The organism is Klebsiella sp. CN_Kp100, assembly GCF_040065315.1.
GTDB lineage: Bacteria > Pseudomonadota > Gammaproteobacteria > Enterobacterales > Enterobacteriaceae > Klebsiella > Klebsiella oxytoca.
On sequence record NZ_JBEAIJ010000050.1, the window covers coordinates 1 to 14,870 of the forward strand.

Consider the following 14,870-nt stretch of genomic DNA (forward strand, 5'->3'; position numbering starts at 1 on the left):
TAGTCCGGACCGGTGCGCGGCACCGCCAGCGGGAAAAGCATCTGGTATCACCGTGAAAAACGCGGTTGCCAGAGTAAAAGCACTGTTGTTATTTTCGACCGTTAAAATCCGGCCCCTCATCGCTGTCTGGTGGGAGGGCCGTTATAATGTTGATTGTCTATTTCACATATATGTAACGTTGTGATTAACAAAACAGTATCAGACAGACATTTGTGGCATGTTTCTTAACTCGGACAACAGAGAAGGAATAACACCATGACCACTGAGTATGTTGACTACCTGATCCTCGGCGACGAGCATCACGGCGAAATCCATCGGGATATTAAAAGCCACTCTCTGCGGGTCCGTTCGAAATACGCCGCCGGTTCCGGCAGGGGAGACGCTTCTGCTGCGCAGCCAAAAATGGCGAACTACAAAGTACATGAATATCCGGCGCAGGATGGACGATTTTATCTGGTGGCGACCAACTATTCGCTGGCCGATTTTGACGTTGAGGAAGCGCTAATAAAGTCGAGAATACATCCGTTGAGAAGCTAGCGGCGGTCCTCCCGAAGAGGCCGGGTAATGCTACCCGGCCTGTGAGATGATTAACGACCCGCTTTTAGCTTCTGATAATACTCTTCATAAAGCGTGCTGGCGCTGCCGACATCGTTCTGCCATTCGCCTTTCTGAATCGTCGCGGCGTCCGGGTAGAGCGATTTATCATTGGCGACCTCCGGGCTCAGCATTTTACGCGCGGCCAGGTTTGGCGTCGGGTAACCGATAGTTTCTGCAACCTGTTTGGCCACTTCCGGGCGCAGCAGGAAGTTGATCAGCTTCAGCGCGCCGTCGACGTTTTTGGCATTGGCCGGAATCGACAGGCTATCCATCCAGAAGATGCCGCCTTCTTTTGGCCACACGACTTCCAGCGGCGTACCGGCCTGACGCGCAACCCACGCGGAGCCATTCCACACCATGCCGAGATTTACCTCGCCTTCCATATACGGGTTCGCCGGGTTATCGGAGTTGAACGCCGCGACGTTTGGCATTAGTTTTTTCAGCTCGTTATAGGCCGCTTCAATCTCTTTCGGATCGGTAGTATTGCCGGAGTAGCCCAGTTTACGCAGCGCGACCTGGAACACTTCGCGCGCGTCGTCGGTCAGCAGCAGGCTGCTCTTATACTCTGGCTTCCATAGATCCGCCCAGCTGGTAACGGTTTTCGGATCGATCTCATCGCTATTGATTCCGATGGCCGTCGCGCCCCAGATGTACGGAATCGAGTAATCGTTATTCGGGTCGAACGGTTTATTGAGCATTTCAGGATCGAGATTGCCGAAGTTGCTCAGCTTGCTCTTATCGATCTTCTGCAGCATGCCCTCTTTACGCATTTTGTCGACGAAGTAAGTGGAAGGTACCACCAGGTCATAAGCGCCGTCTTTATAGGTTTTGAGCTTGGCATACATGGTTTCGTTCGACTCGTAGGTCGAATAGATCACCTTGATGCCGGTCTCTTTGGTGAATTGCTCCAGCAGCCCCGGCGGGACATATTCGGTCCAGTTGTAGAAATAGAGCGTTTTGCTATCGTCCGCGTGCGCGGCGCTCATCCCGATTGCCAGAGCGCCCGCAGCGAGCAGGTGGCGTGACCATTTTTTCATTTTAACGTCCCCTGAGTTTTATCACGTGCAATTATCTGGCTGGCAATGACCATCACCAGCGACAGAACCAACAGAATCGTCGCCAACGCATTGACCTCTGGCGATACCCCAACTTTGACCATCGAATAGATCTTCAGCGGCAGGATCTCATAGCCCGGCCCGGTTACAAACGAAGAGACCACCACATCATCCATCGACAGGGTGAAGCTCAGCAGCCACCCTGCAGCCACTGCGGGCAGCGCCAGCGGCAAAATGATCTTTCGCAGAATCGTCATTTCGCTGGCGCCGAGATCTTTCGCTGCTTCCAGCATCCGCACGTCAAAACCTTTCAGGCGCGAAAACACCGTGACCACCACGAAGGGCAGGCAAAAGGTGATGTGGGAAAACAGCAGCGACCAGAATCCCAGCTGAATACCGATCAGCATAAACAGCACCAGCAGCGAAATCGCCATCACGATATCCGGGGACATCATCACCACAAACAGCATCCCGCTGACGAACGGCTTGCCGCGAAAGCGATAGCGGTACAGCGCGACGGCGGTCAGCGATCCGATAAGCGTAGCGAAAGTCGCCGACAGCACCGCCATGGTCAGCGAGTGCTGCGCTGCCTGCAGCAGACTGTCGTTATTCATCAGCAGGCTATACCAGTTGGTGGTAAAACCCTGCCAGTTAATGCCGAAGCGCGAACTGTTAAACGAGTTAACGATCAGGATAATAATGGGAATGTAGAGATACGCGTAAATAGCGGTCATAAAGCCGCCGCGCAGCAGTCGACCGATCATTCCAGCTCCACCTTTTTATTCAGTAAACGCGCTGCGCGCCAGTAAATCAGCAGCATCAGGCCCATCACCAGCGTTAGCGTAATGCTGGTCGCCGCACCGAACGGCCAGTCGCGGATGTTGAGGAACTGGCTCTTAATGACGTTACCAATCAGTAGGTTTTTCGCGCCGCCCATCAGGTCAGACACGTAGAACAGCCCCATTGCCGGAAGCATCACCAGCAGGCAGCCGGCAATAATGCCCGGCATGGTCAGCGGAATGATGATGCGGATAAAGGTTTGTAGTTTATTGGCGCCGAGATCTTTCGCCGCTTCCAGCAGCGGACGATCGAGCTTTTCGATGCTGGAGTAGAGCGGCATCACCATAAACGGCAGCAGAATATAGACCAGGCCGATAATGACCGCCGATGGCGTATACATGATGCGCAGCGGCGTATCGATGACGCCCAGCCATAGTAAAAATTCGTTCAGATAGCCCTTGGTGCTGAGGAAAATTTTCAGTCCGTAGATACGAATCAGCGAATTGGTCCAGAACGGCACAATCAGCAGAAACAGCATCAGCGGGCGTACCTTCTCCGGCAGCCTTGCCAGAAACCAGGCGAAAGGGTAGCCAAGCGCCAGACAGGCCAGGGTCGCCATGAACGCCATATTCAACGAATGCAGCAGCACGTCGTAGTAGAGCGGATCGAGCAGGCGCGCGTAGTTATCCAGCGTAAAGACCAGCTTGACGAAGTTGGTATCGTCGCGGGTCAGAAAGCTGGTGGCGATAATCATCAGGTTGGGCAGAAAGACAAACAGCACAAGCCAACCCACGATGGTGGCAATCACCACATTCTGGAATTTACTGGTGTTCTTCATCGGCCAGCACAACCTCCCAGCTTTCTACCCAGTTAATGGCCATTTTCTGGTCGAGAGAGTGGTCAAAATCAGGGTCGTCTTCATTGAAGAATTCGCTGACCATGACCATTTTGCCGTTTTCCAGTTCGACCACCGATTCCAGCGTCATTCCTTTATAGTTGCGTTCGCGGATATAGCCTATCAGGCCATCGGCTTCATTACTGTGGTGGATCTCATCAACGCGCAGGTCTTCCGGGCGCAGCAGCACGTTAAGCCGCTGGCCTTTTTCAACGGCGAAGTTGACGTAGATATTGCATTCGCGGCCTTCTACGCTGGCGCGCACCCGCTGCTCGTCAATCCGCTCGATGACCGTGGCGTTGAAGATGTTGATTTCACCAATAAAGCTGGCGACAAACAGGTTTTTCGGCTCTTCATAGATTTCGCGCGGCGTGCCGTCCTGCTCGATTTTGCCATCGCGCATCACCACGATACGGTCGGACATGGTCAGCGCCTCTTCCTGATCGTGGGTGACGAAGACGAAGGTGATGCCGAGTTTACGCTGCAGCGCCTTCAGCTCGTTCTGCATCTGTTTACGCAGTTTATAATCAAGCGCTGAGAGGGATTCATCCAGCAGCAACAGGCGCGGTTTGTTAACCACCGCGCGGGCAATCGCCACGCGCTGCTGCTGTCCGCCGGAAAGCTGATGCGGTTTGCGCTGGGCGAACTCTTCAAGCTGCACCATTCGCAGGGCGTCGTGGACGCGGGGAGCGATTTCCGCCGCCGGGGTTTTCTGCATCCGCAGGCCGAAGGCGACGTTCTCAAACACCGTCATGTGCGGAAAGAGCGCATAGCTTTGAAAGACGGTGTTCACGTGGCGGTTTTCCGCCGGGATATGGGTGATATCTTGATCTTCGAGATGGATTCGGCCGCTATCGACGGTTTCCAGTCCGGCGATAAGACGAAGAACGGTTGTTTTACCGCAGCCAGAGGGGCCAAGCAGGGTGAGAAACTCACCGTTGTTGATGGTCAGATTGAGGCCGGAGATTACCGTTTTACCATCAAAGCTTTTGCGAATTTCCGTCAGCTGAACCAGCGGAGAACGCGAACGCGGTTGTATATTCAATTTTTGACTCTGTCCCATGTAGACGCAGCGGAAAGCTTACCGATGCGGGGTTTGTGGTTAACCACCTTTGGGTTTGCACATAAAATAATAAGGCCGAGCATTCTACGGCAAACGCCTGTAATCGCCAATGATTGATGCGCCATGATGAGCTACCTTTACAACATTATCGTTCGAAATGTATTAAATTCTCATTTGCCGGGCTAAAAATGACCTGACGCAATATTTGTCTTTTCCGGCTTATCAATAATGTTGTCACAAAAGAAGAGGGTGGCTACATGGATAAATTGCTTGAGCGTTTTTTGCAGTACGTTTCTTTGGACACGCAGTCGAAGCCTGGCGTGCGGCAGGTACCGAGCACGGAAGGACAGTGGAAGCTGTTACGGCTGCTTCAGGCGCAGCTTGAAGAAATGGGACTCGTGAACGTGACGCTGAGTGAAAAAGGGACGGTCATGGGCACCCTGCCAGCTAACGTTGCGGGCGATATTCCGGCGATTGGCTTTATTTCCCACGTCGACACGTCGCCTGACTTCAGCGGCAAGAACGTCAATCCGCAGATCGTAGAAAACTATCGCGGCGGTGATATCGCACTCGGTATTGGCGATGAGGTGCTTTCGCCGGTGATGTTCCCGGTACTGCACCAGTTGCTGGGGCAGACGCTGATTACCACCGATGGTAAAACGCTGCTCGGCGCCGATGATAAAGCCGGTATCGCGGAGATCATGACCGCGCTGGCGACGTTGAAGGCGAAGGAGATTCCCCACGGCGATATCCGCGTGGCCTTTACGCCAGACGAAGAGGTGGGCAAAGGGGCGAAGCATTTTGATGTCGCCGCGTTTGATGCCCGCTGGGCCTATACCGTCGACGGGGGCGGCGTGGGCGAGCTGGAGTTTGAGAACTTTAACGCCGCGTCGGTTACGATTAAGATCGTGGGCAATAATGTGCATCCCGGCACCGCGAAAGGGGTGATGGTCAACGCCCTGTCGCTGGCGGCGCGTATCCATGCCGAGGTGCCTGCTGACGAAGCGCCGGAAACCACCGAAGGCTATGAGGGCTTCTATCATCTGGCCAGTATCAAAGGCACCGTAGATCGCGCCGACATGCACTACATCATCCGCGACTTTGACCGTAAGCAGTTTGAAGCCCGCAAGCGCAAAATGATGGAGATCGCCAAAAAGGTCGGCAAAGGGCTGCATCCGGATTGTTATATTGAGCTGGTCATCGAAGACAGCTATTACAATATGCATGAGAAGGTGATGGCGCATCCGCACGTGGTGGAGATTGCCCGTCAGGCGATGGTGGATTGCCAAATCGATCCGCAGATGAAGCCGATTCGCGGCGGTACCGACGGCGCCCAGCTCTCCTTTATGGGTCTGCCGTGCCCGAACCTGTTTACCGGCGGCTATAACTACCACGGCAAGCATGAGTTTGTGACGCTCGAAGGCATGGAGAAGGCGGTGCAGGTGATTGTGCGCATCGCCGAGCTAACGGCAAAACGAGGCGCGTAACGTACAAGCCCGGTAAGGCGTTAGCCGCTACCGGGCGAACCGAAGACTTAGTCCTCAAAGAACCAGTAGCCGCTGTTGACCAGCGCGGCCAGCAGGGCGAGGAAGGAGGGATCTTCCAGCGCATCGCCAAGATGCTCTGCATTGAGCGTCAGGTGGGTTGCCAGCGCGTCCAGCGCCGGGCGGTGCGGAGAGTTAATTTTCTCGCCATTGACGAACACCTCACCATCAATTCGCAGCACGCGCAGGCCGCCGAGACGTGTCAGCTTATCCCCCTGCTGCAGGGCATCGTAAATCTCATCCGGCTGGTACGGCGGCTCCGGCGGCGCCACGTCCAGCTCGTGGCGGGACTGAGTAATAAATTCGCCAAACCACTGCTTAAAGTGCTCTGGCTGATTAATTAAACCCAGCATCATATCGCGCAGGCGGTCCAGCTCGACGGGCAGAATATCCGCAGGATGCTCGCGCGACGGCACGTCCGGGTCGGCGTAGCGCTGGCTGCCGAGTTCACGCTGCAGAATATAATCGGCAAAGCCGCTGAACAGCTCGCGGGCGTTAGGCGCGCGATAGCCGACCGAATAGTTGAGCGAGTTTTCCAGCGAGTAGCCTTCGTGCGGGAACCCCGGCGGGATATACAGAATATCGCCTGGCTCCATCTCTTCATCGATAATGGCTTCAAACGGGTCGACCTGCAGCAGGTCCGGGTGCGGACAATGTTGCTTCATCGGCACCTTTTCGCCCACGCGCCAGCGGCGGCGACCGGTACCCTGAATGATAAACACGTCGTATTGGTCGAGATGCGGGCCGACGCCGCCTCCCGGAACGGAAAACGAGATCATCAGATCGTCAATGCGCCAGTCGGGAAGGGCGCGGAACGGGTGCATCAGCGCCGCCGTCGGCTGGTGCCAGTTATTGACCGCCTGTACCAGCAGCGACCAGTTATTTTCGCTCAGATGGTCGTAGCTCTCAAACGGACCGTGGCTGACCTGCCATTTACCGTCCTGATGACTGACCAGGCGACTGTCGACTTCGCTCTCCATCGCCAGTCCGGCCAGCTCGTCCGGGCTTAACGGATCGACGAAATTAGCAAAGCCCCGTTTCAGCACTACCGGGCGTTTTTGCCAGTAGCGTTCGATAAAGTCGGGCCAGTTAAGCGTTAATTGATAATCCATATTTATATTCCACAGCAGGTGTCTGTCAGGGATTATAACGGATGCGGCACCAGCATGATGCAGGCGCCGTTAAAAAACCGACTGTTTTAGCTCTCTTTATCTTCCAGGGCCTGGCGGCCAAAAATAACTTCCATGCAGGCGCCGCCGAGCAGGCTCTCTTCGGCGAGAATTCGACCATCGTACTGGGCAACGATATCTCGCGCGACGGAGAGCCCCACGCCCTGGCCGGGACGCAGCGTGTCGGCGCGCTGGCCGCGATCGAATACCGCGCTGCGCATCGTGTGGGGGATCCCGGGGCCATCATCCTCTACGAGGATGTGTAAATGGTTGTCGTTGGTCTGACGGACGGAGACTTCGACAAACTCCAGACAGTATTTGCAGGCGTTATCAAGCACGTTGCCCATCACCTCCATAAAATCATTCTTTTCGCCGACAAAACTGATTTCCGGCGAAATATCCAGGCTAATATTCACGCCTTTGCGCTGGTAAACTTTATTCAGCGCCGAGGTCAGGCTATCGAGCAGCGGAGCGATGGGATGCAGCTCGCGACTCAGCAGCGACCCGCCGCTGCGCATGCTGGCACGGTGCAGGTAGTAGCCGATCTGCTGCGAGATACGGCTAATCTGCTCCAGCATTACCGGCTCTGCTTCGTTGACGCTGAGCTTCTCGCCGCGCATGGAGCGTAAGGTGCTCTGCATCACTGCGAGAGGCGTTTTCAGGCTATGGGTCAGGTCGGTCAGGGTAGTGCGGTATTTGTCATAACGCTCGCGTTCGCTTTTCAGCAAGCGGTTGAGATTGCTGACCAGCCGCGTAAGCTCCCGGGTGGTGTTGGGATTGAGCAGTTCACGGTGATGCTCCTCGAGTTCGCGCACCTCTTTGGCCAGCGATTCAATAGGGCGCAAGCTCCACCATGCCGCCACCCACAAAAGCGGGATCACCAGCAGCAGGTTGGCCGCCAGTACGTAGATAAACCAGCTCCATACCATATACGAGCGCTTGAGCTCCACCGGTATGGTGTCGACAACCACGATGCTGAGCTGCGGCATGGTGCTGGTGGCCGGATAGATATTGATCGCCACCGAGTGGGTCATTTCGGAGCTATCGTCCTCTTCCCGAATGGCGTTCAGCTGCTGTTGGATCTCATGATTGTTGTGCTGCAGCATGCTGCTGCTGTCCACGTCGGCCTCAATTTCATGAAAGCCGTTGTTTTTGAGCCATTCCGGTTGGATACGCTTCACCAGCCAGGGAACATCGCGCTGCGCCCATAATAACCGACCGTGAGCGTCGTAAATCAGCGTCACCGTCGGACTTTGCATATTGAGGTTGTCGGGAATATCAACGTCGATGGCGTTGTTTTCCCACTTTGCCAGCATATAGAACAGGTTGCTCTCGCCGCGCAGCAGGCGGAAGGTGGTTTTATCAAAGCTTACGCTATAGCCGACCAGCGCGACCATGCCGTAGGACAGCGACAGGATTAGCACCACTGCGGCCGTCGCCAGCAGAAAGCGGACGCGTAACGATAGCGGTAAAATGTGCCGCAGTAGCCCTTTCATCCGCGCAGTTCGAACAGATAGCCCTGGCCGCGCACGGTGGTAATCACATCCTGCGGATACTCAGCCTGGATTTTTTTACGCAATCGTCCCATCAGCACATCGATAGTATGGCTTTCGCGCAGCTCGGCGTCGGGATAGAGCTGCAGCATCAATGAATCTTTGCTGACTACTTTGCCCCGGTTACGGATCAGGGTTTCCATAATGGTGTATTCAAACGCCGTCAGCTTGATGGGCTGGTCATTAACCGACAGCTCGCGACGCGATAAATCTACCTGGAATGGCGGTATTGAGATCACCTGCGATGCGAGGCCGCTGTTGCGCCGCAGAAGCGCCTGCATACGCGCGGCGACCTCTTCGATGTGAAACGGCTTGGTGACGTAGTCATCCGCTCCGGCGCTCAGAACCTCGACTTTATCTTGCCAGCCTTCGCGCGCGGTGAGGACCAGAACCGGTACCGATACGTCGTGGCTGCGCCAGCGGCGAATCAGCGAGAGGCCGTCTTCATCCGGCAGGCCAAGATCGACAATGGCGATGTCCGGAACGTGTTCACCCAGATAGTAATCCGCTTCCTTTGCGTCTTCCGCCGCATCTACCTGATGGCCAAGCTCCTGTAGCTGAACTTTCAGGTGATGGCGCAGCAGAGCGTTATCCTCAACCACGAGTACGCGCATGCCCGTTCTCCATTTTATTTATGATTTGAATAGTTTAGCGCTAATTATACACCTTTAATATAAACAGCTGTTAAATAAAGAATTTTATTTAATTTTTTGTACCTTAGCCTCATGAAAATTCAACGGTAATCCGTCCTCGGCCATCGGCGTCATCACGGGAACCGGGCGCTGCGTACGTTTATCGATCAGTACCGAGTGGCGTTCGCCATCGGCAAAGAGATGCTGCTCTCCCCACTGGCGTAGCGCAACGACGACAGGGAACAAGCGCTGGCCTTTTTCCGTCAGTACGTATTCCTGATAGGCCGTGCCGTCTGAGGCGGATTGGGTAGTGAGAATACCCGAGTTTAGCAATTTGTGCAGACGGTCGGAGAGAATATTACGCGCTATACCAAGGCTTCGCTGGAAATCGCTGAAGCGACTCATGCCATCAAAGGCATCGCGCACAATCAACAGCGACCAGCGGTCGCCGATAATATCCACACTTCGGGCGACGGGGCAGGTTGTGTTTTCCCTGTTTTCTGATGAGGACACAGGCGCTCCTGAGGAAGTGGCAAACTAGTTGCATTTTAAAACTTCATGCTCCAGACTGCAATGAGTTTTGTTTTGAAACCAGAATGCTCCAGGGGGGAAGGATGAAAGCGACATTATTATCGCCATCGCCAGAGGGGCCGCCAACGGTCATGCCGCGTAGTCTGGTGCTGCTGTTTGCTATCGCCAGCGGCCTGAGCGTGGCAAATGTTTATTACGCACAACCGCTCCTTGATGCCCTGGCGCGCGATTTTGCGATCGGCCACGCCGCGATCGGTGGCGCGATCGCGGCAACTCAGCTTGGCTGCGCGCTGGCTTTGTTATTGCTGGTACCGCTGGGAGACAGGCTGAATCGCCGCCGACTGATGGCGACGCAGGTGATATTACTGATCGCTGCGCTATTTGCCGTCAGTCTGGCAACATCGACAGTAATGCTGATAGCCAGCATGCTTGCCGTTGGTCTGCTGGGTACCGCCATGACGCAGGGGTTGATTGCTTATGCCGCAAGCGCGGCCGCCCCCTCTGAACAGGGCAGGGTAGTGGGCGCAGCGCAAAGCGGGGTCTTTATTGGATTGCTGCTGGCGCGGGTATTTTCGGGAAGCATCAGCGATCTATTCGGCTGGCGTGGGGTATATATCTTTGCCGCTTTGCTGATGTTAGGCATCGCGCTTCCCCTGTGGCGTCGTCTGCCGGTACTGGCGGTTGCATCGCGCCCACTGAGCTATCCTCAGCTTCTGATATCCATGCTGGCGCTGCTGCGTCAGGAGAAAAACCTGCAGGTGCGAGGCATGCTGGCATTACTGATGTTTGCCGCGTTCAATATCTTCTGGAGCGCGTTAGTTTTGCCGTTAAGCGCGCCACCCTTTAGCTTTTCTCATACCGAGATTGGTGCCCTGGGCCTGGTGGGCGCGATCGGCGCCCTGGCGGCAGGTCGCGCTGGTCAATGGGCCGACCGCGGATATGCCCAGCGCACCAGCGCCGCGGCCCTGGTGATATTACTGATGGCGTGGTGGCCTTTATCACTGATGGCATGGTCGCCAGCGGCGCTGTTGATTGGCATTGTCATGCTGGATCTCGGCGGCCAGGCGCTGCACGTCACTAATCAGAGCATGATTTTCCGTAGCCGTCCTGAGGCTCACAGCAGACTGGTCGGTCTGTATATGCTGTTTTATGCTCTCGGAAGCGCGCTGGGAGCGATAAGTACGACTGCGGTATATGCCAGCGCAGGATGGCAAGGCGTCTGCCTGCTGGGAGCATCAGTTAGCCTGCTGGCGCTGCTATTCTGGTTAATAACCCTGGGGATGACGACGAGCAGATGAGGGGGAGGAAAAATACCCCTCTTTCCCGGCGGAAAGAGGGTCGAAAGGCTTACTTCAGTTCGTCAACCATCGTGGTCGCGCGGCCGATGTAGTTAGCCGGGGTCATGGCTTTGAGGCGAACTTTTTCATCTTCCGGCAGCGCCAGGCTGTCAATAAACTGCTGCATGCCTTCGGCATCGACGCGCTTGCCGCGGGTCAGCTCTTTCAGCTTCTCGTACGGCTTCTCGATGCCGTAGCGACGCATGACGGTCTGGATCGGCTCGGCCAGAACTTCCCAGTTGTGGTCCAGCTCATCCAGCAGACGGTCTTGATTCAGCTCCAGCTTGCTCACGCCTTTCAGGGTTGACTGGTAGGCGATCAGCGCGTAGCCGATGCCCACGCCGAGGTTGCGCAGGACGGTGGAGTCGGTCAGATCACGCTGCCAGCGGGAAACCGGCAGTTTACTTGCCAGATGCTGCATAACCGCGTTGGCCAGACCGAGGTTGCCTTCGGAGTTCTCGAAGTCGATCGGGTTGACTTTATGCGGCATGGTTGAGGAGCCGATTTCGCCAGCAATGGTTTTCTGCTTGAAATGATTGAGCGCGATGTAGCCCCACACGTCACGGTCGAAATCAATCAGGATGGTATTGAAGCGGGCGACGCAGTCGAACAGCTCGGCGATATAGTCGTGCGGCTCAATCTGGGTGGTGTACGGGTTCCACTGGATGCCCAGAGAAGTCACGAACTCTTCGCTAAACTGATGCCAGTCAACTTCCGGATAGGCAGCGATATGGGCGTTATAGTTACCCACCGCGCCGTTGATTTTGCCAAGGATTTCGATCTGGTTCAGCTGACGATACTGACGCTCCATACGGTAAGCGACGTTGGCCATCTCTTTACCCATGGTGGACGGCGTAGCCGGCTGACCGTGAGTACGGGAAAGCAGTGGGATATCGCGATACTGTACCGCCAGCTCTTTCACCGCGTCGATGAGCTTGCGCCAGTATGGCAGGATCACTTCGTCGCGAGCGGTTTTCAGCATCAGCGCGTGGGACAGATTGTTGATGTCCTCGGAGGTGCAGGCAAAGTGGATAAACTCGGAGACCGCGTGCAGCTCAGCCACGTCGGCGACTTTTTCCTTGAGGAAATACTCAACCGCTTTGACGTCGTGGTTGGTGGTGCGCTCGATAGTTTTGATGCGCTCTGCATCTTCTACGCTAAAATCGGCGACGATTTTATCAAGGTAACCGTTTGCGTGGGCAGCAAAAGCAGGAACTTCCTTGATCGCTGCGTGCGCGGCCAGTTTTTGCAACCAACGCACTTCTACCTGAACGCGGAATTTCAGCAAACCGAATTCGCTGAAGATACCGCGCAGCGCGCTGACTTTGTCGCCGTAGCGGCCGTCGACTGGGGAAACGGCGGTCAGTGAGGATAATTCCATAGATCACAACTCCGGGGTTAAATGAGCAAGAATTTGTTTGGCCTGGTTAACCAGACGATTACGAGAAAACATTAGCTGCAGACGGCCGCCGCCGACCTGGTGCCAGAGCACCGCAGAGCGAATACCCGCCAGCAGGGCAGAGCGAACCTTTGCCTGAACCTGAGGGCTTTGCAGCACGGCTGGAGAGCCGGTGACCTGAATACGCGGGCCCAGCGGGCTAATAACATCCACATAGATGCCCGCCATTGCGCTAAGCAGCGTCTCGGATTGCAGATCGAAATGTTCAAGCTGACGGCGCAGACCGCCGATACGGTTGCCGAGGGTATCCATGGCTCCTTTGCTGGCGGCAAGCTTACGTTCCAGCACCATCAGGCTTAAAGTATAGCGGGTGAGTTCGGCGTTCAGCCCCTGGCGACTGCTGGTATTCAGCACGCCGATGAGGGTTTCCAGCCCGAGGCGAAGATTGGCTTCACTACCACCGAACACCGCCAGCGTAGACTCCGGGTCGAGATCGATGATGCTGTTCAGCGACACATGCAGGGCGTCGCTATCGCAGTGCCCCTGGTGCGCCAGTTCCTGAACCAGACGCGCGGCCTGGCAAACGCCGGCCAGCGCCAGCGTAATGTCATAATAATTCTTCGCCACACATTCTCCTTGTAACCGCCAAATACCCGGTTGGGGCCTTCAGCGGCTGATATGTCTGTCAGGCCTGCAGCGGCAAGCGCTGTTCGATAATCCCGCCGCCGAGGCATACTTCGCCGTTGTAGAAGACCGCAGACTGGCCCGGCGTGACGGCGGCTACAGGCTCATCAAAGATCACTTCAATGCGGTCATCATCCAGCGCTTTCACGGTGCAGGAGATGTCGGTCTGACGGTAACGGGTTTTTACCGTGCAGCGCAGCGTGCCCGTGAGCGGCTCGCGGTCAACCCAGTGCAGCTGTTGAGCAATCAACCCCACGGACATCAGGCGCGGATGGTCATGGCCCTGAGCGACAATCAAAATATTGTTTTCGACATCTTTGTCGACCACATACCACGGGTCTTCGCCGCCGTCTTTGATACCGCCGATGCCCAGACCTTTACGCTGCCCCAGCGTGTGGTACATCAGACCCTGATGCTCGCCAACTTCGTCGCCGTCAACGCTGATAATTTTACCCGGCTGAGCAGGCAGGTAGCGGCCCAGGAATTCGCGGAATTTGCGTTCGCCGATGAAACAGATACCGGTCGAGTCTTTTTTCTTCGCGGTGATGAGATCCAGCTCTTCGGCGATTTTACGCACCTGCGGCTTTTCCAGCTCCCCCACCGGGAACAGGCTTTGCGCGATCTGTTCGTGGCTCAAGGTATAGAGGAAGTAGCTCTGGTCTTTATTACCGTCGAGGCCGCGCAGCAGCTGGCTCTTGCCGTTGACGTCGGCCCGGCGCACGTAGTGGCCGGTGGCGATGTAATCAGCGCCGAGATCTTCTGCGGCAAATTCGAGGAAGGCTTTAAATTTAATTTCTTTATTGCACAGAATATCCGGGTTGGGCGTGCGTCCGGCTTTATACTCTGCAAGGAACAATTCAAACACGTTGTCCCAGTATTCTGCGGCAAAGTTGACGGTGTGAAGTTCAATCCCGAGCTTATCGCAAACGGCCTGCGCGTCGGCAAGATCCGCCGCTGCGGTGCAGTATTCCTCGCCGTCGTCTTCTTCCCAGTTCTTCATGAACAGGCCTTCCACCTTATACCCTTGCTGGAGCAGCAGGTAGGCGGAAACTGAGGAATCAACCCCGCCGGACATGCCGACGATCACTTTTTTCTGGCTTTCTGACATTGGATTACTCACTACATTGAACTTCGAGGCGGCGTATTCTAGCACGCGTCCTCCGTTGAGGCACCCCCTGTAAACGGCCAGTTAAATTCGCCGATGAGCGCCAGCGGGTAGCGCGGATCCTGCTGATAGCTACGAATGCTCTCGGCAACCAGCTGCGAACGCAGGTTGCTCGCGCTAAGAATTTCCTCCGCGCTGAGCCACAGGCAGCGATCGATATCGCTATCGTGGGGCTCGGTGGCGCACGTATCGTTAAGCTCGATGGTAAAGAGGAAGCGCAAAAATGGCGTGCGATCCGGGGCTATCCACTGATGCAGGCGGAGAAAGTGCTGCGGCGTCGCGCGAATGCCGGTCTCTTCCCAAAGCTCGCGTTCTGCGGCCTGAACCAGGGTTTCATCGGCTTCGAGATGGCCTGCCGGCTGGTTCCATAACGCTTTACCGTTGATCGTCTCTTCAACAACCAGGAATTTGCCTTTAGCGTGAACCACGCAGGCGACGGTGACGTGCGGCTTAAACATTGTTTTTC

At 55.7% G+C, this 14,870-nt stretch carries 15 protein-coding genes; 3 read left to right on the top strand and 12 right to left on the bottom strand.

The genetic code is table 11. From position 1 onward, the window contains the following. Positions 1-255: 255 nt before the first annotated feature. Positions 256-537 carry a hypothetical protein gene (locus tag ABLV12_RS22630; protein WP_348867366.1) on the top strand — a complete coding sequence of 94 codons (282 nt, stop codon included), beginning with the start codon at positions 256-258 and terminating at the stop codon, positions 535-537. A 50-nt stretch (positions 538-587) separates the two neighbouring features. Here ABLV12_RS22630 and potD read toward each other — a convergent pair whose 3' ends face one another. The 4 genes from potD to potA are packed head-to-tail and all read right to left on the bottom strand — an operon-like array spanning position 588 to position 4,390. Further along, positions 588-1,634 carry a spermidine/putrescine ABC transporter substrate-binding protein PotD gene (gene potD / locus ABLV12_RS22635; RefSeq protein WP_004101169.1) on the bottom strand — a complete coding sequence of 349 codons (1,047 nt, stop codon included), beginning with the start codon at positions 1,632-1,634 and terminating at the stop codon, positions 588-590. Beyond that, on the bottom strand, positions 1,631-2,416 hold the full coding sequence (gene potC, locus ABLV12_RS22640) for a spermidine/putrescine ABC transporter permease PotC (RefSeq protein ID WP_004101171.1): 786 nt from the start codon (positions 2,414-2,416) through the stop codon (positions 1,631-1,633). Before potC ends, potD begins: the two co-directional genes overlap by 4 nt. Next, positions 2,413-3,270, bottom strand: coding sequence for a spermidine/putrescine ABC transporter permease PotB (gene potB / locus ABLV12_RS22645; protein WP_004101173.1), 858 nt, complete (start codon positions 3,268-3,270; stop codon positions 2,413-2,415). Before potB ends, potC begins: the two co-directional genes overlap by 4 nt. Beyond that, positions 3,254-4,390, bottom strand: coding sequence for a spermidine/putrescine ABC transporter ATP-binding protein PotA (gene potA / locus ABLV12_RS22650; RefSeq protein WP_004101175.1), 1,137 nt, complete (start codon positions 4,388-4,390; stop codon positions 3,254-3,256). The genes potB and potA overlap by 17 nt, the downstream gene beginning before the upstream one ends. Positions 4,391-4,647: 257 nt before the next feature. On the opposite strand from potA, the gene pepT reads away from it, so the two are divergent. Next, complete coding sequence (gene pepT, locus ABLV12_RS22655) at positions 4,648-5,877, top strand: peptidase T (protein ID WP_004101177.1); 1,230 nt, start codon at positions 4,648-4,650, stop codon at positions 5,875-5,877. A gap of 47 nt (positions 5,878-5,924) precedes the next feature. Here the strand turns inward: pepT and ABLV12_RS22660 are convergent, their stop codons facing one another. The 4 genes from ABLV12_RS22660 to ABLV12_RS22675 form a co-directional block, all read right to left on the bottom strand. Next, a complete protein-coding gene (locus ABLV12_RS22660) occupies positions 5,925-7,046 on the bottom strand; it encodes a cupin domain-containing protein (protein WP_004101179.1) in 1,122 nt (373 codons plus the stop codon). A gap of 86 nt (positions 7,047-7,132) precedes the next feature. Further along, positions 7,133-8,599: a two-component system sensor histidine kinase PhoQ gene (phoQ, locus tag ABLV12_RS22665; RefSeq protein WP_004101180.1), complete on the bottom strand. Its 1,467-nt coding sequence runs from the start codon at positions 8,597-8,599 to the stop codon at positions 7,133-7,135. Further along, positions 8,596-9,270, bottom strand: coding sequence for a two-component system response regulator PhoP (gene phoP, locus ABLV12_RS22670; RefSeq protein ID WP_004101181.1), 675 nt, complete (start codon positions 9,268-9,270; stop codon positions 8,596-8,598). Before phoP ends, phoQ begins: the two co-directional genes overlap by 4 nt. Before the next feature lie 84 nt (positions 9,271-9,354). Beyond that, positions 9,355-9,801, bottom strand: a complete 447-nt coding sequence (locus ABLV12_RS22675; RefSeq protein ID WP_004101182.1) for a helix-turn-helix domain-containing protein — start codon at positions 9,799-9,801, stop codon at positions 9,355-9,357. Between the two features lie 101 nt (positions 9,802-9,902). Between ABLV12_RS22675 and ABLV12_RS22680 the strand changes: the two genes are divergently transcribed. Beyond that, positions 9,903-11,117 (top strand): MFS transporter, encoded by a 1,215-nt coding sequence (locus ABLV12_RS22680; protein ID WP_348867367.1) that lies wholly within the window; start codon positions 9,903-9,905, stop codon positions 11,115-11,117. A 49-nt stretch (positions 11,118-11,166) separates the two neighbouring features. Here ABLV12_RS22680 and purB read toward each other — a convergent pair whose 3' ends face one another. The 4 genes from purB to ABLV12_RS22700 are packed head-to-tail and all read right to left on the bottom strand — an operon-like array spanning position 11,167 to position 14,862. Further along, entirely contained in the window at positions 11,167-12,537 is a 1,371-nt protein-coding gene (purB, locus tag ABLV12_RS22685; protein WP_004101184.1) for an adenylosuccinate lyase, read from the bottom strand. Positions 12,538-12,540: 3 nt separating this feature from the next. Continuing rightward, positions 12,541-13,182 carry a high frequency lysogenization protein HflD gene (gene hflD, locus ABLV12_RS22690; protein ID WP_004101185.1) on the bottom strand — a complete coding sequence of 214 codons (642 nt, stop codon included), beginning with the start codon at positions 13,180-13,182 and terminating at the stop codon, positions 12,541-12,543. Positions 13,183-13,240: 58 nt separating this feature from the next. Beyond that, positions 13,241-14,347, bottom strand: a complete 1,107-nt coding sequence (gene mnmA, locus ABLV12_RS22695; RefSeq protein ID WP_032728076.1) for a tRNA 2-thiouridine(34) synthase MnmA — start codon at positions 14,345-14,347, stop codon at positions 13,241-13,243. Positions 14,348-14,385: 38 nt separating this feature from the next. Beyond that, positions 14,386-14,862, bottom strand: a complete 477-nt coding sequence (locus ABLV12_RS22700) for an NUDIX hydrolase (protein ID WP_004112222.1) — start codon at positions 14,860-14,862, stop codon at positions 14,386-14,388. Between the last annotated feature and the right edge of the window lie 8 nt (positions 14,863-14,870).

Excerpts from the sequence above, each read along its gene's own strand:
- ABLV12_RS22630 (WP_348867366.1), top strand. The coding sequence starts at position 256 with ATGACCACTGAGTATGTTGACTACCTGATCCTCGGCGACGAGCATCAC.
- potD (WP_004101169.1), bottom strand. The coding sequence starts at position 1,634 with ATGAAAAAATGGTCACGCCACCTGCTCGCTGCGGGCGCTCTGGCAATC.
- potC (WP_004101171.1), bottom strand. The coding sequence starts at position 2,416 with ATGATCGGTCGACTGCTGCGCGGCGGCTTTATGACCGCTATTTACGCG.
- potB (WP_004101173.1), bottom strand. The coding sequence starts at position 3,270 with ATGAAGAACACCAGTAAATTCCAGAATGTGGTGATTGCCACCATCGTG.
- potA (WP_004101175.1), bottom strand. The coding sequence starts at position 4,390 with ATGGGACAGAGTCAAAAATTGAATATACAACCGCGTTCGCGTTCTCCG.
- pepT (WP_004101177.1), top strand. The coding sequence starts at position 4,648 with ATGGATAAATTGCTTGAGCGTTTTTTGCAGTACGTTTCTTTGGACACG.
- ABLV12_RS22660 (WP_004101179.1), bottom strand. The coding sequence starts at position 7,046 with ATGGATTATCAATTAACGCTTAACTGGCCCGACTTTATCGAACGCTAC.
- phoQ (WP_004101180.1), bottom strand. The coding sequence starts at position 8,599 with ATGAAAGGGCTACTGCGGCACATTTTACCGCTATCGTTACGCGTCCGC.
- phoP (WP_004101181.1), bottom strand. The coding sequence starts at position 9,270 with ATGCGCGTACTCGTGGTTGAGGATAACGCTCTGCTGCGCCATCACCTG.
- ABLV12_RS22680 (WP_348867367.1), top strand. The coding sequence starts at position 9,903 with ATGAAAGCGACATTATTATCGCCATCGCCAGAGGGGCCGCCAACGGTC.
- purB (WP_004101184.1), bottom strand. The coding sequence starts at position 12,537 with ATGGAATTATCCTCACTGACCGCCGTTTCCCCAGTCGACGGCCGCTAC.
- mnmA (WP_032728076.1), bottom strand. The coding sequence starts at position 14,347 with ATGTCAGAAAGCCAGAAAAAAGTGATCGTCGGCATGTCCGGCGGGGTT.
- ABLV12_RS22700 (WP_004112222.1), bottom strand. The coding sequence starts at position 14,862 with ATGTTTAAGCCGCACGTCACCGTCGCCTGCGTGGTTCACGCTAAAGGC.